This is a genomic window from Burkholderia sp. AU19243, assembly GCF_018148075.1.
In the GTDB taxonomy this organism is placed as follows: Bacteria; Pseudomonadota; Gammaproteobacteria; order Burkholderiales; family Burkholderiaceae; genus Burkholderia; species Burkholderia latens_A.
Genome location: NZ_JAGSTV010000009.1, coordinates 175,707 through 190,625, shown reverse-complemented (window position 1 = coordinate 190,625; position 14,919 = coordinate 175,707). Strand labels below are relative to the sequence as shown.

The window sequence follows — 14,919 nt, the reverse complement described above, 5'->3', positions numbered from 1 at the left end:
ACGCGATGAGCCCGCCGCTGCCGCGCTGCTGCGTGATCTCGCCGGAGCCGGCGTCCGCATCGGACGCCGATTGCAGCGCGTTTCTCGACCGGATGTCGGCCGTGCTCGCGCGCGGCGAGACGCTCGTGCAGCTGCGCGTGAAATCGTTCGACCGGGCCGCGTTCGCGCGGCTGGCCGCCGATGCGCTCGCGCGCTGCACCGCGGCCGGCGCGCAACTGATGCTCAACGGCCCGATCGATGCCGCCGGCGTGATGCACCTCGACGGCGCGGGCTGGCACCTCGACGGCGCCGCGCTGCGCGCCGTCGCGCAACGGCCGCTGCCGCCCGCGCGGCGCATATCGGCCGCGTGTCATACGGCTGACGATCTCGTGCTGGCGATGCACGCGGGCGCGGACTTCGTCACGCTGTCGCCGGTGTTGCCGACGCTCAGCCATCCCGGCGCACCGGCGCTCGGCTGGACGCGGTTCGCCGCGCTGGCCGCGCAAGCCACGATGCCCGTCTATGCGCTCGGCGGCATGACGCGCGCGCATCTCGACGACGCGCGCCGCCACGGCGCCTATGGCGTCGCGGGGATTCGCGGCTTCTGGTAAGAGCGCGGCCAGGGCGCCCGCGCCCGGCGGTGCAAGCGTCGCGCGTTCAGCGACGCATCGCGCGCCATGCGCCGCCGTCGATCCGGCGCGCGTCGTGCGTCAGTGCATAGCCGTTGACGTCGCCCGTCAGCCACGCGACGAGCGAATAGGGCGGCAACTCCCCTTCATCGACGCGGTCGCGCGCGCGCGCCGGCGTCTCGAACACGATCCGCCCGCTCGGCGCGTCGAACGGCACCGTGTCGGGCGACAGGTTCAGCGCGATGGTCAGTGTCTCGTCGTCGGCAAGCCGCCACGATGCGAGCAGCGCATCGGCATCGCCGTCACCGCCCGCCTTCAGCGTATGCGCGTCCTGCGGACGGCAATCGGACAACCGCGGCGCAATCAGCTTCGCGCGCACCGCGAGCGCCGACTGCACGAAATGCGCACGCTCGGCGTCGCATGCGGTTTCGTCGAAGATCAGCGGAATCTGCGGCGTGAGCAACGACAGCGCGAGCGCCGCGAGGCGCGGTGTGTGCTCGCCGCGCGTGCGTCCATGCTCGCTGTCGCGCCATCCGCCGTCGGACAGCACGAGCGACGTCAGCGACAGCCCGCCGTCGGCGAATGCGGCGTCAGCCGACGCAGCCGGCTGGAACGCTGCGCCGGATGCAGTCAGTGCGCGAGCGAGCGTATGGATCGACTGGTGCGCCGAAATGCCCTCGTGTGCGGCCTCGTCGCGCGCTGTCAGCCGATGCAGCGCACGTTCGCCGCAACCGTTCCACTGCGCATCGAAATGGGTATCGGCCAGATGCACCGGATGCCGTTCGCTGCCGAGCACGAGGTGAATCAGCCGGTCGGCCGGCACGGCCGCGCGTACCCGATCGGCAATCTCGCGCAGCCACGACGTGCCGATCCGGTCCGCCTCGCGCAGCCGCAGGCCGTCGCAACGGTATTCGTCGATCCAGTACAACGCGTTGTCGCAGAAGAAGTCGCACACTTCCGGATGATCGAGCGCAAGCGGCGGCGCCTGCAACGGATCGTCGCGCGTATGGAAGAACGGCTCGGCGTAATGGCGCAGCGCGTCGGTGCCGCTGCCGAAACGCGCGTAATCGAGTTCCAGCAGCACCGCGAGGCCGTAGCCGTGCGCGTCGTCGATCAGCGCCTTAAGCGCATCGGGGCCGCCATCGGCCGCAAGCGGCGCGAACGGCAGGCTGTCGTGCGGCGACGCGAGCAGCTCCAGTGCGGTCACGCCGAGGCGCGCAAGCTGCGGCAGCCGGCGGCGCACGCCGTCGAAGCCACCCACCGCATGCGGACGAATCGCATAGAGTGCGATGTCTTCCCATGGTCGCCCGTGCCAGGACGTATTACGCCACGTGAACGCGCGGGGATCGACGACCTCGCTCGGCCCGTTGAGGCCGTCGGGTTGCGAACGCGACGCGGGATCGGGAATCGATACGACATCGTCGAGCCGGTAGCGGTAGCGGGTGCCCGCTCCGCATTCGACAAAGACCTCGAACCAGTTCGGACCGGCCGGCGTCATCGGCACGCGTGCGGGACCCCGCGCGGTTTCGAGTTCGAGCCGGACCTGCGTGCTGCCCGGCGCCCACACGCGGAAATGCGTGCGCGGCGTCGTGCCGAGCGCACCGCACGGCTGCGCGCCGAACGGCAAGCAGTGAATGTAGTGCTGCGCATACGGATCGTGCGGACAATCTGACATCATGCGCTCCTCATGCGTGCCGAGCGGCATGGCCGCGCAAGCGGCGCGCGGCGCATCGGGGCCCGGCATGCGACGGCCAGGCAGGGGGGAAGAAAAGTATGCGCCGATTCGGCGCATACGATGCATCGATTCATCACATTTTTAAATGCGAATCGACCCCGCAAACGTTTGCTTTCTGTACCGACCGAAGCGGGTAGTCCGCATACCGGAATGGCCGCACGCCTTGTTGACGCGCGGCCGCGCCCTTACGCTCGGGCCGATGCGCGCGGACACCCGGTCCGCGCTCCGACCCAAGGAATCCGCCATGTCGCTCCCCTCCAGCGCCGCGAAGTTCGATCCGGCACGCGCGCACGAATACGCAGAACAGTCCCGCATCGCGCTTGCCGGCTACGACGCGTGCCACGAACTCGCCGCGTGCATGCTCGCGTCGACGATCCGCGTGCCGGAAGCGCAGTTGCTCGTCGTGGGCGCAGGCGGCACCGGGCAGGAGATCTGCATCCCTGCCGCGCTCGAGCCGGGATGGCGCTTCACGGCCGTCGATCCGTCCGCGCCGATGCTGGCACTCGCACGCGCGAACGTCGAAGCGGCCGGCTGCGCCGCCCGCACGCAATTCATCGAGGCCGGCGTCGACGCGCTGCCCGATACGCAGGCCTTCGATGGCGCGACGCTGATCGGCGTGCTGCATCACGTTCCCGGCGATGCGGCGAAGGCGGCGCTGCTGAATGCGATCGCGCGCCGCGTGAAGCCCGGCGCACCGCTCGTGATTGCGGGCAATCATCGCCGCTATGCGGACCACCCCCGGCTGCTCGACGCATGGCAGCAGCGCTGGCGGATGAAGGGCGCGACGCCCGATGCAGTGCGCGCGCAGCTCGCCAAAATCCTGCAGGGCGCCGATCCGCCTGCGTCGGAAAAAGCAGTGTTCGACCTGCTGCACGAAGCCGGTTTCGATGCGCCGTTGCGCTTTTTCTCGAGCCTGTTCTGGGGAGCGTGGATTGCGGTGCGGCGTAGCGCGTGATCGCGCGTCCCCAGTGTGCGATGGCGTGCGACGCACGCGTTGCGCGCACAGCCGAGCGGCACGCCGGAGCGGCACGACTTCACGTACTGGCTGCATCGCACGGGAGGCCCGGCGATGCCGCCGCAGCTGCCGTTTCGGGTCGCGCTGCGGATCGCGCGCACCCCGCTGCCATGCTTCGCGCGGCCGCCCGCGTGCATCAGCTCAGCAGCCCCGCCGCGACGTTGATCGACAGCCCGAGCACGGCCATGTTGAAGTAGAACGACAGGATCGACTGTGCGAGCACCGCGCGTCGCGCGGAGCGGTTCGCGAGCGACACGTCGGCAGTCTGCGATGCGACCGCGATCGTGAACGCGAAATACAGGAAATCCCAGTAATCGGGCTCCGGCTGACTGTCGGGAAAACGCAGCGGTCGGTCGCTGCTCGGCGAACCGTAGTAAAGCCGCGCATAGTGCAGCGTGAATATCGTCGGGATCAGGAACCACGCGCCGAACAACGTCGCGCCCGTGACCGCGTAATGGCCGAGCCCCGCGCGAAACCCCACGCTCTTCGCAGTGGCGAGCTCGATCGCGATCGCGGCGACGCTCGCGACCGTCGCGAGACACACGACGGTCAGCACGGTCGTCGCATTCTCGTCTTCGCGGATCGCTATGTCGCGCACGTTATGATGATGCGCGCTGACCATGCGCACCCACATCAGCGCGAGATACAGCCACACCGCGCAGTCCCAGCCAATCAGCGCACGCACCGTCGGCCTCGACGGAACCGGCAGCAACAGCGCGCACAGCACGCCCGCGGCGAAGGCGGCGACCATGCGCGGCCGGTTGCGCAATACCTGCGGATAAAGCGTCATCGTGTGATTCCGAAAGCGGATGGAAAGGGTTGCGCCAGCGCGAACGGTGCGGGGCGGCGCCGGCGGGTAGCGCCCCGATTATCGCCATTCCCGCATGACGTGGCGATGAGCGCAAGCGCCTAAGATATCGGGATGAGCCCTTCCCTCTGCCGCCATCCCGCCAATTCGGCGGGCCGCGATTTCGTCGTCGGCGATCTGCACGGCTGCGTGGACGTGCTGCGCGCGCTGCTGCGCGACGTCCGCTTCGATCCGGCCAGCGACCGGCTGTTCTCGGTCGGCGATCTCGTCGATCGCGGGCCCGCGTCCGAAACCGCGCTCGAGCTGCTCGACCGCCCGTGGTGCCATGTCGTGCGCGGCAATCACGAAGAGGTGCTGAGCCTCGTGTCGCGCGGCAAGCTGCCGGCCGACGCGTGGCGCGGAATCGGCGGCGACTGGGGCGCCGAGCTGCCGCCGGACCGGCTGCACGCGCATGCGGCGCGCGTCGACGCGCTGCCGCTCGTACGCGTGGTCGGCGACGGGCCCGCGCGCTTCAACGTGCTGCATGCGGAATTCTTCGGACCGGACGCCGAGCTCGACACGGGCAGCTATGCGCACGACGTGCGCGAACGGCTGATCTGGGGCCGCGACCTGGTGCAGGGGCTCGTCGATCCGGCCGTGCAGGCCGGACTGTCGCTGACCTGCACCGGCCACACGCCGGTGCGCGCGCCGCAGCGCATCGGCGCGCAATGGTTCATCGACACCGGCGCGTTCGCGCCGTCGGGACGACTGACGATCGTCGAGCCGCGCACGGGCCGCACGTGGTCGCTGTCGCAGGCGGATGCGCGCGCGCGTCATGCGGGCGACCTGCCGCTGCCATAGCGGAGCGGCAAACCGAAGCCTGCGCTGCCCGCCCGCACGTGCGGGCTCGCGCGCGTCGCGAGCTAGCCGACCTGGTTCAGCTCGAACACGGCATCGATCGCGGTGCCGTTCCAGTTGTATTCGAGGTATGCCGCGTGATGACAATCGCGCAGCAGCGTCGTGCGAAACGCGGCGAGACATTCGCCGCCCGGGTCGCGCACCGACGGATAGACGATCCCCGCGCCGCCCGCATGGCGCACCGCACGGCCGAGCGCCTGTCCGGCGCTGTAATCGAGCGGATCGAGCAACGCAGGATTGCGCTGCGGCCACGTGCGCACGTCGGCGACGTCGCCGTGCGCGTACACGGTGTAGAGCCGCATCTGCTGACGCATCGGCTGCTCTCGCGTCGCGGCCAGGAACAGCCCGCTGTGATATCGCGTTTCGGCGATCGCCGTGTCGCGCGAGCGGCCGCAGTAGAACACGCCATAGCTGCCGTCTGAAAAGCGGCTGCCCTGCGGATTCAGGTGCGTGAACGCGGCCATGATCGGCCCCCAGCCCTGCCCGTAGCGGCGCTCGGCCGGCGGCACGAGGTCGAGCGTGCCGACTTCCTGGCGGATGCGGTCGTTGGTCAGCGATTCGAGCGCGTACAGCGCGTCGAAGTCCTCGGCGGACGCGACGCGGTCGAACAGGTTGATGGCCGGAAAACGAGTAGGAATCACGCGATAGGCGGGCGCCCAGTCGACGGTGGTCGTGGGCCAGTGTTGCGCATCGGTCGGGATCGTCACGCCCAGCCACCCCGCATCGCATCGAGGTATTGGCGCACGGCGACCAGGTCGCCGACATTGCCGGCAAGCATCCGGTCGAGCGCGCGCTTGCCGCCGAACGGTGCGGCGTCGTTCGGCCGCCTGACCCAGGTGTCGGCCGCAGCGGGCTGCGGCAGCAGGATCTGCAGCGACTTGTAGATGCCCAGCAATAGCGACAGCCGCTCGAGCGTATCGCGCGGCAGGCGCGCGGACTCTGGCGCCGCCTTCCACTTGAAAAACGTCGACCGGCCGGGCGACCCGAGCAGCACGATCTGCTCGTCGATCGTCAGCTCCCAGTCGCGCGCGATGTTGAAGAACGCTCGCAGGCCGGCCGCCGACATCTGCGCGACCGAGGCCTGCGGCGAGGCGGAATGCGGATCGAAGGCGGGTTGTGACATGACTGTTAGTCTCGAAACGAATTTACTAACAAGGTTAGTCCATTTCCGGATTTATGCAAGGGTCGTCACCCGGAACGGCTAACGTCCAACGAATTGATATTTTTTGTCCATTCTGGACTGCGATTTTATTTTCTGCGTTAATGGCCGTACGGAGCGCGCCCGCCGGGGGCGCGGTTCCGCAGCAACCGCGTCGTGCAGAACCGGATAGACCACGCCAAGGAACCATCATGAAGAGACTGATTGCCGCCGTTTCGATCGCCCTGCTTGCGGTATCGGCAGGCCCCGCCGCCGCGAAGGACTGGACCACGCTGCGCTTCGGCACCGACGCCAGCTACGCGCCGTTCGAATCGAAGGCGCCCGACGGCAAGCTGGTCGGCTTCGACATCGATCTCGGCAACGAGATCTGCGCGCGGCTGAAAGCGAAGTGCGTGTGGCTCGAGAACGATTTCGACGGGATGATCCCGGCGCTGAAGGCGAAAAAATTCGACGCGGTGCTGTCGTCGATGTCGATCACCGCGCAGCGGGCCGAGCAGATCGGCTTCACGACGAAGATCTACAACCAGCCGACGCGCCTCGTCGTGAAAAAGGGTTCGCCGCTGTTGCCGACCGCCGAATCGCTGAAGGGCAAGTCGATCGGCGTCGAACAGGGCACGACGCAGGAAGCGTATGCGAAGGCGTACTGGGCGAAGCAGGGTGCGAACGTCGTGTCGTACCAGAACCAGGACGGCGTGTATGCGGATCTCACGGCGGGCCGCCTCGACGCGGCGCTGCAGGACGAGGTGCAGGCCGCGATCGGATTCCTGAAGTCGCCGCGCGGCGCGGGCTACCAGTTCGTCGGGCCCGAGCTCGTCGACGAGAAGGTGCTCGGCGTCGGCGCCGGCATCGGTCTGCGCAAGGAAGACACCGACCTGAAGGCGAAGATCGATCGCGCGATCCTCGACATGGTCAAGGACGGCACCTACAAGCGGCTCGCGTCGAAGTACTTCGACTTCGACATCTACGGCGGCTGAAGCGGTGTCGCGGGCGACGGGCGCGATGCCCGTCGCCCGCGCCCAGGGCCTGTTCACCCTGGACCGCCCCTCCCCTGCCTCCCGGACGGCGACGCCTCCCTGACGTTCTGCCGTCGCGCCGGTGTCGTCGCCGTTGTCGCGCAACCGGATCCCGAACTTCGTTCGCGTTGCCGGCGGAGCGCCTGCGCTGGCGACCGCAGGCGCTCGACGTCGTCAATACGTGAAGATCGGGCGCCGGGGAACCGGTGCCCGCGTGCACATCCCCATGCGGATCGGGTTGGCCAGCGTGAAAGCGCCGGCCCGGCGCGGATGACCGGGTATCAACCGGATCCGCCTCGCACCGGGCGCGGAGAGATGGCCTGTCGACGCATGCCGGCCGGCTGCGAGCGGCGCGGCCGACCGGCGATGCGTCGAATCGTTGCGATCGCGGCCTGCCGGCCGCTGTGTGTGGCGATCGTTGCTCATTTTTATACCCCGTCTTCGATCCGTTGCTTGTGCGGGCAACCGGACCCCGCCGCTGCCTCGACGATCGGACGACGACGCTCCCGTGCCGTACGGAACGAGGGCTGTGTCCCGTCCCGCCGATCATCCCCGCGGACTGCGCACTGGCCGGCCTGTGCAGGGTTTGCTGCCGGTCCGGCCGCACGCCACGTCGTCGACGTTCGCACCCGCATCAGCGCAAGGAGCGGGCCAGCTTCGCGCGCGGCCGGCCGTGCAAGGCTTTCGTCGGACCAGCGTGCGGCGCGAACCGGCCGGACATGCGCAACGTTGCGAAACTGAAACATGCGCGGCGCGCCGGGCGCCGCTCACGCGAGCGCAATGCGTTGCCGCACAAGGCGCGCGGACGGTACGGAAAATTTTCCCGGCGCGGATGGCACGCCGTCACGGGCGTTTGCCGCGCGAATTCGCATGCGTGCCGACGCGAAACGTTTCATCGCCTTTACATGCGACACGGCCCGCTTGCGCGGGCCGGTTGCGATGCTGCGCGAATGCCGCTCACCCGACCCGCTGGTGGTCGGCGTCGCCGGACGGGGAGCCGTCCTTTCCGCCGTTGTCGCCGTTGTTGTCGTGATCGTTGAGCCCGTGCTCGATCATCATCCGGTAGAGCGTCACGCGGGAGATGCCGAGCTCGGCGGCGGCCTTGTTGATCCGGTGATCGTTGCGCAGCAGCGCGTTCTCGATCGCGGTGCGCTCCGCAAGCGAACGCGCCTGTTCGAGCGTCACGGGCTCGGTTTCGCCCGGCGTCTCGAGCCCGAGATCGTGCGGCGTCAGCAGCCGGCTCTCGGCCATCACGATCGCGCGGCGCACGCGATTGATGAGTTCGCGCACGTTGCCCGGCCACTCGTAGCGGCGCATCGCGTCGAGCGCGGCCGACGTGAAGCCGCTGATCTTGCGGCCGCTGTCGGCCTTGTATTTCTGCAGCACGTAATGCGCGAGGATCTCGATGTCCTTGCCGCGCGCGCGCAGCGGCGGCTCGTGAATACGCAGCACGCAGAGCCGGTGATAGAGGTCCGCGCGGAAGCGGCCGGCCTCGACCGCCCCGTCGAGGTCCACGTGCGTGGCCGAGATGATCCGCACGTCGACCGGAATCGACTCCTGGCCGCCGAGCCGCTCGATCTTCCCTTCCTGCAGGAAGCGCAGCAGGCTCGCCTGGCTTTCGACCGGCATGTCGCCGATCTCGTCGAGAAACAGCGTGCCGCCGTTCGCCGATTCGATCCGGCCCGCGCGCCGCTGGTTTGCGCCGGTGAACGCGCCGCGCTCATAGCCGAACAGCTCCGACTGCAGCAGGTGATGAGGAATCGCGCCGCAGTTGATCGCGACGAACGGCCCCTTGCCGCGCGCCGAGCGCTCGTGGATCGCGAGCGCGGTCAGTTCCTTGCCGGTGCCCGACTCGCCCGAGATGAACACGCTCGCATCGGTTTTCGCGACCTTGCGGATCGTGCTGAACAGCTGCTGCATCGCCTCGCAGTTGCCGATCATTCCGTGCTCGCCGATCGACGCCGCGTAAGCCGCGCCGTCGACGCGATCGAGCGCGGCCATTCCGCGCGCGTGGCCGAGCACGTGCGAAATCCATTCGTACGGCAACGGCAGCGTCACGTAATCGAAACAATAGCTGCGGATCAGTTCGCGCACGGCAGCACTGATCGTGATGCCGGCCTGCGCGACGGAAATCCAGCCGATCGCCGGCTGGCTCAGGCACGCCTTCAGCGCCGGATAGTCGCGCGACGTGAAGCCCGTGAAGTCGATGAGCCCGGCCGCGACGTTCACGCCGGACGTCATGTTCTGCGCGGCGCCGGCCGTCTTCGCGACCGCGATCTCCCAGCCGAGCTCGCGCAGTTGCGCCAGCAACGGCTCGTCCGGCGAACGCATGATCACGAACAGCTTGCGTCCGGCCTCGGGAGCGGTAACGGACACGAGCGGCATCTCGGGCGCCGCCGTTCCGTTTGCGTCGGGTGACCTTGCAACCATCGTTGTTCCCCGCTTGGCGTTGGTATCGTGCGGCGGCTCGCCGCCATGTACGACGGACCTCGATCGAACCGACATATTGGCCGCATTTCCGTCCGAATAAAATCCCCCCGCGCAATAATTGCTCGCGGGGCAAATCGAATGCTTGCATGAACGGTATATCGATGCCGCCGACGCGCGGCTAGATGGGTGTTATCCCGGTGGCGCGGCCGGTACGACGCCATGTGCACGGCCACGCCGGCGAGCGAAGCCGCGGCGCACAACGGCCGGCACGCCGGATTGGCTCAAACCCGGGCGCCCGCGCACGCGCATGCAACCGTTTGCGCTTGACCGCGGTCAATCGTCGGATCAATCGCGACTGATGCGGCAACGCAACACACGCCGCTGCGCGCCGCGGGCGCGCAGTCAACGCCCGGATGCGAGCGGCGCGAGCGGGTTCGCGCGGCCACGGCCGGCCGACGCGCCGTCGTGGTCGCCGTATGCGGCGACGAGCGCGTCGACGCGCGCAAGGTGATGGCGGTTGTCGTGGTCCCACGGATGGAAGCCGGGCCGGAAAAAGCTCAGCCATTCGCCGGCGATGCGAGGGAAAAGCCCGCGGCGCGGCCCGTACAGGAATGCGAGCACGCGCAACATGCCGCGCACGCGATGCCGGATGTCGCGATCGCGCGAGAGCAGCGTCACGTGAATCAGGAACACGGTCGGCCAGAACGTCAGCGTCGTTGCCAGGTACACGCCGATCCGGACCAGGTAGCTGCGCACGCCCGGCTTCATCACGGCATTCCACACGTCGTAGGACACGGCCTTGTGCTCCGTTTCCTCGAGCGCGTGCCACACCCACATCTGCCTGTAGCCTTCGACCGAGCCGGCGAGACGGGTCGGGTCGCGCAGGAGCCAGTCGGCGAGCATCGCCGTATAGTGCTCGGCCGCGACCGTGTGCGCGAGCTGCACCGAATGCGGCAGCTTGCGTTTCATGAAACCGAGCACCGTCCACACGCGTTTGTCGAGCTTGCGCGCGGGCAGCCGGTTCGCCTGCATCAGTTCGTTGTATTCGACGTGCTCGCGCGTATGCATCGCCTCCTGGCCAATGAAGCCGAGCACCTGCCGCTTCAGCACCGGATCGTCGATCCGGTCGCGATAGTTGCGCACCGAGTCCATGAAAAAACGCTCGCCGGCCGGGAACAGCAGCGACAACGCATTGAAGAAGTGAGTCACGTGCGGGCCGAGCGCATGCCAGTCCTTCGCGCGCTCGACCGGCAAGTCGAAGCGCAGATCGCGGCGCACCGGCATCACGTCGGCTGCGGTGGCGGAAGCGGCTGACTTCATGTTCGCGGTTCTCCTCGTTTTCGGGCGGCCGTGGCCGCGGGCCCGGCCCGCCCATGCGGCCCGGCCGCGCATCGCGCAACGGCAAAATCTTGACATCGATAACTGTAAAGATAGGCGGCGCGCGTCGTCGCGTGCAAGCCGCGCGGTAGACGCGTGCTTCCAAACGGTGCATGGTCGGCAACGCAGAAAAAGCGGCGCTCGGACAGTCGCGCCGCAGCCCGGGATTCGAACGCCGAAGGTGGCGCGCGGCGCGTATGAAAAGCGCTGCGTCCGCAGCCGGCAATCGGCGTCGAAGCCGCGCGCGACGGGCGTTTCGCGGGATCGTGCGACGGGTTGCACCGCGCTTTCGGGCGGCCACGCTGCCGTCGATTCATACGCGGGGATCGCCCTGCTCGCAGCATCGCGCGGCCCCGGCTCGCCGAACATTCAAACGCGCGTTCCAGTTTCATTTGGAGCGGCACGCGGCGCGCGGCGCCCGGCGGCTTGCGAACGGTGTCGCGCCGCGCGTTCGTCGCGCGGGGCGGCCCCCTGCGCGCTCGCCTACAATAGCGGTTTTACCCAACCCTTTTCAGGAGAAGTCATGTCTGTCACCACGACCGCATCGGGCCTCAAGATCGAGGATCTGACCGAAGGCACCGGCGCGGAAGCGCAAGCCGGCAAGACCGTCAGCGTCCATTACACGGGCTGGCTGACCGACGGTCAGAAATTCGACTCGAGCAAGGACCGCAACGACCCGTTCGCGTTTGTGCTCGGCGGCGGCATGGTCATCAAGGGCTGGGACGAAGGCGTGCAGGGGATGAAGGTCGGCGGCGTGCGTCGCCTGACGATCCCGCCGCAACTCGGCTACGGCCCGCGCGGCGCCGGCGGCGTGATTCCGCCGAACGCGACGCTCGTGTTCGAAGTCGAACTGCTCGACGTCTGACGAAGCCGCCGGCCGACGTCCCGCTCATGGAGCACATCCCGTCCCCCGCGATCGCGCTGCGCCGTTACGACACGTGCGAAGCGTCCGACGTGCACGACTTTCATCAGGTCGTGCTCGGCATCGACGGCGCGATGGTGATGGCGGTGGACGGCGTCGGCCAGCGCATCGACCGGCACGCGGCGTGGCTGATCCCGGCCGGCGCGCGCCACGAATACGCAGGCCTCGGCGAGAACCGCCAGCTCGTGCTCGATCTGCCCGCCGCGTCGCTCGCGGTGCCGCAGCGGCTGTTCGAGCGCGCGCGGGCCGTGGCGATCGATCCGGCGCTGACGTCGCTCGTCGCGCAGGTCGCGGCGGCGGCGGCCGCGCTCGACGAGCCGGCTCGCGACGCGCGGCATGCGCATCGCTTCCAGTGGCAGGCTGCCGCGCGCCTGTGCGACGCGCTGCTCGGCGACACCGGCCTCGCCGCGCCCGCGGGCGGCCTCGATTTCACGCGCATCGATCGCTGGCTGCGCGCGCGGCTCGCGGAGCCGCTGCGCATCGCCGATCTCGCCGCGCACTGCGGCTACGGAATGCGCCGGTTTCATCAACTGTTCGTCGACGCGTTCGGCGAAACCCCGCATCGCTACCTGCAACGGCTGCGGCTCGACGCCGCCGTCGTGCTGCTCGCAGACGGCCGGCACCCGCTCGTCGACATCGCCGGGATGGTCGGCTTCGCCGACCAGAGCACGTTCACGCACGCGTTCACGAAGCGCTTCGGCGTCGCGCCCGGGCGCTGGCGCGGCGAACGGCACTGAGCGGCTCCGCCGGGCCCGCCGCTCGCGGCCACCGCCGCACATCGCGGCCCATGCCGCATACGCGCACGCCCGCGTACCCGCATGCATACCGGTCGCATTGCGTCGATCACGCCACGCATCGACGCTTCACGCTCGCGTGAAACATCGCCGCCCATCGCGCCCTACGATGGGTTCATGGACACGACCCGCTCTTCCACCGCCTTCCCGCCCGCGCTTGCGCGCCTCGTCGCGACCGTCAGCATCGGCTTCGTCGTCACGCAGCTCGACGTGACGATCGTCAACATCGCGCTCGCGCACGTGGCCGCAGACCTGCATCTGCCGATCGCCGGGCTGCAGTGGGTCGTCGATGCGTACACGCTCGCGTTCGCGGTGCTGATGCTGTCGGCCGGCGCGCTCGGCGATCGCTTCGGCGCGCGCCGGCTGTACGTCGCGGGCCTCGTGCTGTTCGCGCTCGCGTCGCTCGCATGCGGCGCCGCCGTCGCCCCGGCGATGCTGATCGCGGCGCGCGCGCTGCAGGGCGTCGGCGCGGCCGCAATGCTGCCGAATTCGCTCGCGCTGCTCAACGACGCATGCCGGCACGATCCTCGCGTGCGGGCTCGCGCGGTCGGCTGGTGGACCGCGGCAGGCTCGATTTCGATTGCGGCGGGACCGGTCGTCGGCGGCCTGCTGATCGCCGCATGGGGCTGGCGCGGCATCTTTCTCGTGAACCTGCCGCTCTGTGCGGCCGGACTCGCGGCCACATTCGCATCGGTCCCCGCGCGGCGCGTCACGCCTGCACCCGCGGCACCGGCGCGTGCCGCAATGCCGGCACGCTCGGCAAGCACGCTGGACGTGCGCGGCCAGCTCGTCGCGATCGCGATGCTGACCGCGCTCACCGCCGCCGTGATCGAGTGGCGGCCGCTCGGCTTCGCGCATCCAGTCGTCGCCGGCGGGTTCGCGCTCGCGGCGTTCGCCGCGGCCGCCTTCGTCGCGCTCGAGTCGCGCACCGCGACGCCGATGCTGCCGCTGTCGTTGTTCCGCCGACGCACGTTCAGCGCGGCCGTGCTGTTCGGGATCTGCGTGAACCTCACGTATTACGGCACCGTATTCGTGCTGGCGCTGTACCTGCAGCGCGTGCGCGGCGAATCGGCGTTGCAGGCCGGCCTCGCGTTCCTGCCGCTGACGGGCGGCTTCCTGCTGTCGAATCTCGCGAGCGGCCGCGCGGTCGCACGTTACGGCCCGCGCGCGCCGATGGTCGCCGGTGCGCTCGTCGCCGCGCTCGGCTACGGCTCGCTGTATTTCGCCAACGCAGCGACGCCGCTGCCGCTGCTGCTCGTACCGTTCCTGCTGATTCCTGCCGGCATGGGCTTCGCCGTGCCGGCGATGACGACGGCCGTGCTCGCATCGGTCGCACCGGAACGCGCGGGCATCGCGTCGGCCGTGCTGAACACTGCACGGCAGGCCGGCGGCGCGATCGGCGTCGCCGCGTTCGGCGCGCTCGCGGGCGGCAGCGCGCGGCAAACCGTCGAGGGGCTGCATGTCGAAACCGCGGTGTCTGCCGCACTGCTGGTCGCGGCCGCATCGCTCGCGATGCTCGTCAGGGCCGACGCGCATCGGGGCACATCGGATGCGCAACGGGTGGTATCGGCGGCCGATTGAGCGAAACGATCGAGCACCCCGGACAGGTGCGTTGGCGGGTGCGTCGGTGTGTGCGGTGCCGCGACGCAAACAGCGCGGCGCTTGCGCCGCCCGATGACCTCGCGTTTATCCGCGCGTCGCGCCGTTGCCGTCCGCCACTTTCCGCACCATCGTCTCCGCCGCCTTCAACGGCCGGCCATCGTCGTGCCGCAGCGCGAGCTTGCGGATCGCACGGCCCGTCTTGCGTTCGACCAGCACCGAATGCGGCTCCCCTCGCTCGAACAGGTTCGCTTCGCCCCACTGCCGCAGCATCACGATCACCGGAAACAGCCCTTCACCCTTCTTCGTCAACGCGTACTCCTGATACGCGCTGCCGTCGGACGCCGGCACCACTTCGAACACGCCCGCGTCCACCAGCATTCTGAGCCGGTCCGACAGGATGTTGCTCGCGACGCCGAGGCTCGCACGGAAATCGCCGAACCGGCGCACGCCGTCGAACGCGTCGCGCACGATCAACAATGCCCAGCGATCGCCGACGATATCGGTTGCGCGCGCGACCGGGCACGGCGAATCCGCAAGGCTTTTCTGTTTGGCCATCCTT

Annotated in this window: 14 protein-coding genes and 1 pseudogene; 8 read left to right on the top strand and 7 right to left on the bottom strand. The window is 69.1% G+C overall.

Features of this window, described 5'->3' with window-relative positions; genetic code table 11:
- Positions 1-5: 5 nt before the first annotated feature.
- Positions 6-590: a thiamine phosphate synthase gene (locus KDW55_RS18670; RefSeq protein ID WP_212161878.1), complete on the top strand. Its 585-nt coding sequence runs from the start codon at positions 6-8 to the stop codon at positions 588-590.
- A gap of 46 nt (positions 591-636) precedes the next feature.
- On the opposite strand, the gene KDW55_RS18665 is transcribed toward KDW55_RS18670, so the two are convergent.
- A complete protein-coding gene (locus tag KDW55_RS18665; RefSeq protein ID WP_212198014.1) occupies positions 637-2,283 on the bottom strand; it encodes a DUF3459 domain-containing protein in 1,647 nt (548 codons plus the stop codon).
- A gap of 304 nt (positions 2,284-2,587) precedes the next feature.
- Here KDW55_RS18665 and KDW55_RS18660 point away from each other — a divergent pair, with 304 nt between their 5' ends.
- The gene (locus KDW55_RS18660; protein WP_212161879.1) at positions 2,588-3,298 is read left to right on the top strand and encodes a class I SAM-dependent methyltransferase; all 711 of its coding nucleotides are present in this window, start codon (positions 2,588-2,590) and stop codon (positions 3,296-3,298) included.
- A 54-nt stretch (positions 3,299-3,352) separates the two neighbouring features.
- Positions 3,353-3,490, top strand: a pseudogene (locus tag KDW55_RS29465) (glutathione S-transferase); the annotation flags it as partial.
- A 4-nt stretch (positions 3,491-3,494) separates the two neighbouring features.
- On the opposite strand, the gene KDW55_RS18655 reads toward KDW55_RS29465, so the two are convergent.
- Positions 3,495-4,148 carry a DUF1345 domain-containing protein gene (locus tag KDW55_RS18655; RefSeq protein WP_040139337.1) on the bottom strand — a complete coding sequence of 218 codons (654 nt, stop codon included), beginning with the start codon at positions 4,146-4,148 and terminating at the stop codon, positions 3,495-3,497.
- 132 nt (positions 4,149-4,280) lie between these two features.
- On the opposite strand from KDW55_RS18655, the gene KDW55_RS18650 reads away from it, so the two are divergent.
- Positions 4,281-5,006: a metallophosphoesterase gene (locus tag KDW55_RS18650; RefSeq protein ID WP_212161880.1), complete on the top strand. Its 726-nt coding sequence runs from the start codon at positions 4,281-4,283 to the stop codon at positions 5,004-5,006.
- Between the two features lie 62 nt (positions 5,007-5,068).
- Here KDW55_RS18650 and KDW55_RS18645 read toward each other — a convergent pair whose 3' ends face one another.
- Together KDW55_RS18645 and KDW55_RS18640 are read right to left on the bottom strand one after the other, a co-directional pair.
- Positions 5,069-5,770, bottom strand: a complete 702-nt coding sequence (locus tag KDW55_RS18645; RefSeq protein ID WP_040139335.1) for an RES family NAD+ phosphorylase — start codon at positions 5,768-5,770, stop codon at positions 5,069-5,071.
- Positions 5,767-6,186, bottom strand: coding sequence for an MbcA/ParS/Xre antitoxin family protein (locus tag KDW55_RS18640; RefSeq protein ID WP_040139334.1), 420 nt, complete (start codon positions 6,184-6,186; stop codon positions 5,767-5,769). Before KDW55_RS18640 ends, KDW55_RS18645 begins: the two co-directional genes overlap by 4 nt.
- 227 nt (positions 6,187-6,413) lie before the next feature.
- Between KDW55_RS18640 and KDW55_RS18635 the strand changes: the two genes are divergently transcribed.
- The gene (locus KDW55_RS18635) at positions 6,414-7,196 is read left to right on the top strand and encodes an ABC transporter substrate-binding protein (RefSeq protein ID WP_040139333.1); all 783 of its coding nucleotides are present in this window, start codon (positions 6,414-6,416) and stop codon (positions 7,194-7,196) included.
- A 996-nt stretch (positions 7,197-8,192) separates the two neighbouring features.
- Here KDW55_RS18635 and KDW55_RS18630 read toward each other — a convergent pair.
- Together KDW55_RS18630 and KDW55_RS18625 are read right to left on the bottom strand one after the other, a co-directional pair.
- Positions 8,193-9,665: a sigma-54 dependent transcriptional regulator gene (locus KDW55_RS18630; RefSeq protein ID WP_040139332.1), complete on the bottom strand. Its 1,473-nt coding sequence runs from the start codon at positions 9,663-9,665 to the stop codon at positions 8,193-8,195.
- 402 nt (positions 9,666-10,067) lie between these two features.
- Positions 10,068-10,985, bottom strand: coding sequence for a metal-dependent hydrolase (locus tag KDW55_RS18625; protein ID WP_069242723.1), 918 nt, complete (start codon positions 10,983-10,985; stop codon positions 10,068-10,070).
- A gap of 580 nt (positions 10,986-11,565) precedes the next feature.
- On the opposite strand from KDW55_RS18625, the gene KDW55_RS18620 reads away from it, so the two are divergent.
- The 3 genes from KDW55_RS18620 (at position 11,566) to KDW55_RS18610 (ending at position 14,339) form a co-directional block, all read left to right on the top strand.
- The gene (locus tag KDW55_RS18620; protein ID WP_059466723.1) at positions 11,566-11,907 is read left to right on the top strand and encodes an FKBP-type peptidyl-prolyl cis-trans isomerase; all 342 of its coding nucleotides are present in this window, start codon (positions 11,566-11,568) and stop codon (positions 11,905-11,907) included.
- Between the two features lie 26 nt (positions 11,908-11,933).
- Positions 11,934-12,701 carry an AraC family transcriptional regulator gene (locus KDW55_RS18615; RefSeq protein ID WP_040139329.1) on the top strand — a complete coding sequence of 256 codons (768 nt, stop codon included), beginning with the start codon at positions 11,934-11,936 and terminating at the stop codon, positions 12,699-12,701.
- A 174-nt stretch (positions 12,702-12,875) separates the two neighbouring features.
- Complete coding sequence (locus KDW55_RS18610; protein ID WP_212160458.1) at positions 12,876-14,339, top strand: MFS transporter; 1,464 nt, start codon at positions 12,876-12,878, stop codon at positions 14,337-14,339.
- 105 nt (positions 14,340-14,444) lie between these two features.
- Here KDW55_RS18610 and KDW55_RS18605 read toward each other — a convergent pair whose 3' ends face one another.
- Complete coding sequence (locus KDW55_RS18605) at positions 14,445-14,915, bottom strand: helix-turn-helix domain-containing protein (RefSeq protein ID WP_059545340.1); 471 nt, start codon at positions 14,913-14,915, stop codon at positions 14,445-14,447.
- Positions 14,916-14,919 lie beyond the last annotated feature (4 nt).